The following is a 3697-nucleotide window of genomic DNA, read 5'->3' as shown; positions in this document are numbered from 1 at the left end:
AGCACCACCAGCCTGGGTTTCAGGATCATGGCCCGCGCAATGGCGATGCGCTGCCGCTGTCCGCCGGAGAATTCGTGCGGGTAGCGGTTGCGGGCGTTGGGGTCCAGGCCAACCTCCAGCAACGCTTCGACCGCGCGCTGATCGCGCTGCTTGCCTGATAAATGAGGCTCGTGCACCAGAAGCCCTTCGGTGACGACCTGGCCGACGGTCATGCGCGGCGACAGCGAGCCGAACGGATCCTGGAACACCAGCTGCATCTCGCGGCGTAGCGGCCGCATCGCCTGGCGATCGGCGGTGGAAATGTCACGGTCGCCGAACCGGATCAGCCCGTCGCTCGGCAGCAGCCTTAGCAGCGCGCGGCCAAGGGTGGACTTGCCAGAGCCGGATTCGCCGACGATGCCGATGGTCTGGTTGCGCTGCAGCCGGATCGAGATGTGGTCGACGGCACGCAGCATCAGCGGCTCGCCGGCGAGAAAGCCGCCGCCGATTCTGAACGTCACTTCGACATTCCTGCCTTCGAGCAGAACCGGGGCATTGGCGGGCGGCGGGGCTTTGGTGCCCGTCGGCTCGGCCGCCAGCAGCATCTTGGTGTAGGCGTGCTGAGGATTGACGAAGATGGCTTCCGCCTCGCCCTCCTCCACGACCTCGCCCTGCCGCATGACATAGACCCGATCGGCAAAGCGCCGGACTATGCCGAGATCGTGCGTGATGAAGACGATCGCCATGCCGAGCTTGCGCTGCAATTCGGCCAGCAGCATCAGGATCTGCGCCTGGATGGTGACGTCGAGCGCCGTCGTCGGCTCATCGGCGATCAGGATATCAGGGTCGTTGGCGAGCGCCATGGCGATCATGACGCGCTGGCGCTGGCCGCCCGACATTTCGTGCGGATAGGATTTCATCCGCCGTTCGGGGTCGGGAATCTGCACCAGGCGCAGCAGCTTCAGCGCCTCTTCCCGCGCCTCTGCGGCATTCAGGCCGCGATGCCGGCGGATCGGCTCCATCAGCTGGTTGCCGATCGAATAGAGGGGATCGAGCGAGGTCATCGGTTCCTGGAAGATCATGCTGATCCTGGCGCCGCGGACCTTGTTGAGCTCCGATTTGCTCAGCGTCAGAAGGTTACGGCCACGGTAGTCGACAGTGCCCGTCGCTTCGCCGTTGGAGGCCAGCAGGCTCATCGCCGCCATCATCGTCTGGCTTTTGCCGGAGCCGGATTCGCCGACCACCGCGACCGTTTCGCCGGCATTGACATGGATGTTGATGCCCTTGACCGCCTCGACCGCGCCATCGAGGGTGCGAAAGCGGACGCGCAGGTCCTTGACGCTGAGGATCGTTTCGGGAGTTTCCATCTCGGCGATCCCCATTATCGATCTCTCGGGTCGAGCGCGTCGCGCAGGCCGTCGCCGACGAAGTTGAGGGCAAACAGCGTCGAGACGAGGAAGAAAGCCGGGAACAGCAAAAGCCAGTTGGCGGTGCCGATGTTCTTGGCGCCGACCGAAATCAGCACACCCCAGCTGGTCATCGGCTCCTGCACGCCTAACCCCAGAAACGACAGGAAGCTCTCCAGGATAATGACCTGCGGCACCAGCAGCGTCATGTAAATCACCACCGGGCCGAGCAGGTTGGGGATGACATGGCGGATCAGGATGCCACGCTGGCCGACGCCCATCGCCTCCGCCGCCTGGACATATTCCTGGCGGCGGATCGACAGCGCCTGGCCGCGCACGATGCGCGCCATGTCGAGCCAAAGCACGGCTCCTACCGCCAGGAACATCAGCACGAAGTCGCGGCCGAAGAACACAACCAGCATGATGACGAAGAAGATGAAGGGCAAGGAATAGAGCACGTCGACGATGCGCATCATCACCTCGTCGACCTTGCCGCCAGCGAAGCCGGCGGCGGCGCCGTAGAGCACGCCAATGACGACGGCTACGACGCCGGCGAGCAGGCCGATGGCAAGCGAGATCCGCCCAGCCATCAGCGTGCGCGACAGAAGATCGCGACCGGTGTTGTCGGTGCCGAACAGGAAATACTGCTGCTTGATCGAGGCGCTCATCGTCACTTCCAGACCGTCGGGCGACTTTTTCTCGATCCTGGTATCGTCGAAGGCATCGGACCGGTCGAGGTAGCGGATGTTGCGGTCGTCGATCGGCTTGGTCGACGTGACGGTGACGAAAACCTGGCTGCCTTGCTGGTGCCACTCCTTGATGTCGACCCGCATGCGCTTGATGGCGTCCGTGAGTGCGCCCTGGATCATCTCGGGCTTCGGATAGGCCGACAGGCTTGGCGGCATGCGCACATAGTCGGCATAGATGGTCGTGTATTGATGCGGCACGAACCAGGGACCGCAGACGCTGATCAGCGCGATCAGCGCGAGGTAGCACAGGCTGAACATGGCGGCGCGATTGGCCTTGAGGCGCGCCCAGGCATCGCCCCAGAGCGAGCGGCCAACGATGGCGGGAGCCGTGGCTGCGATATCAGTCATAGCGCACCCTCGGGTCGACGACCGCGTACATGACGTCGACGATCAGGTTGAAGACGATGGTGAAGATGGCGATCACCACCACCGTGCCCATCACCAGCGTGTAGTCGCGGTTGAGCGCCGCATCGACGAAATAACGGCCAACTCCCGGGATCGAGAAGATCGTCTCGACAATCACCGAGCCGGTCAACAGGGCCGCGGCAGCCGGTCCGGTGAAGGACACGATCGGCAGGATGGCGCCGCGCAGCGCATGCTTGACCACCACCGACCAGTCGGAGAGGCCGAGCGCGCGCGCCGTGCGGATATGATGGGAGCGCAGCGATTCGATCATCGAGCCGCGCATCAGGCGAGCGACGATAGCGATCTGCGGCAGTGCGAGCGTCAGGATCGGGCCGATCTTGTTAATGAGAGCGCCATCGCCCCAGCCGCCGATCGGCAGCAGCCTCCAGGTCAGTCCGAACACAAGCTGGATCACCGGAGCGATAACGAAGGTGGGGATGGTGCTGCCGGCGGTCGCCAGCGCGATCACCGTATAGTCGCCGACCCTGTTCTGGTTGAGCGCGGCGATGGTGCCGAGCACGCTGCCCAGCAACAGCGCGAGGATGAGCGCCGAGGCGCCGAGTTGGACCGAAATGGGCAGGCCCTTGGCGAACAGTTCGGTGACGGTGAAATCGGGCATGTTGTAGCTGGGCCCGAAATTGCCGCGCAGCAGGTTGCCGAGGTAATGGACGAATTGCAGCCAGAGCGGATCGTTGAGGCCGAACTGGGCTTCAAGATTGGCCTTGATCTCGGGGCTCAGCCCTCGCTCCTGGTTGAATGGCCCTCCTGGCGCGACGCGCATCAGGAAGAACGCCATCGTCACGATGACGAACAGCGTCGGAATGGCGGTCAGAAGCCGCCGGAATACGTATCGCAGCATCGGTGCCCCGCTTGATCCGGAGGACGCTCGCCCATTTGGGCGATTGCATTCCAGTCTGCAAATCCTCGCGCCGGCTTTCGGAAAATCGATTTCGCTTCCGGGCCGATGCGACGACAAACCAGACCGCAGCGCACTCGGGTGAGCCGCGGTCCGGCCAAGGATCAGTCCTTGAAGATGAAGCGAGACGGATGGATGTCCATCACATTGTCGGTGAAGCCATGCAGCTTCGAGGACACGATGTCGTGGTAGCTGTAGTAGAGGAGCGGGATCTGGCCGACCTCGTCGATGAGGACCCGCTC

Annotated in this window: 3 protein-coding genes; all 3 read right to left on the bottom strand. The window is 63.6% G+C overall.

The window, feature by feature from the left end; genetic code table 11:
- Positions 1 to 1346: ABC transporter ATP-binding protein (locus WC739_RS24935; protein ID WP_372955654.1), on the bottom strand; the 1346-nt coding region annotated here is incomplete at its 3' end.
- Between the two features lie 14 nt (positions 1347 to 1360).
- Positions 1361 to 2482, bottom strand: coding sequence for an ABC transporter permease (locus WC739_RS24930; RefSeq protein WP_372955653.1), 1122 nt, complete (start codon positions 2480 to 2482; stop codon positions 1361 to 1363).
- Entirely contained in the window at positions 2475 to 3398 is a 924-nt protein-coding gene (locus tag WC739_RS24925; protein ID WP_372955652.1) for an ABC transporter permease subunit, read from the bottom strand. Before WC739_RS24925 ends, WC739_RS24930 begins: the two co-directional genes overlap by 8 nt.
- Positions 3399 to 3697 lie beyond the last annotated feature (299 nt).

Source organism: Mesorhizobium sp. (genome assembly GCF_041661565.1).
GTDB lineage: Bacteria > Pseudomonadota > Alphaproteobacteria > Rhizobiales > Rhizobiaceae > Mesorhizobium.
This window is presented reverse-complemented; position numbering and strand designations above follow the sequence as displayed.

Bases quoted from the DNA above. Each gene is read 5' to 3' on its own strand.
- WC739_RS24930 (WP_372955653.1), bottom strand. From the start codon at position 2,482: ATGACTGATATCGCAGCCACGGCTCCCGCCATCGTTGGCCGCTCGCTC.
- WC739_RS24925 (WP_372955652.1), bottom strand. From the start codon at position 3,398: ATGCTGCGATACGTATTCCGGCGGCTTCTGACCGCCATTCCGACGCTG.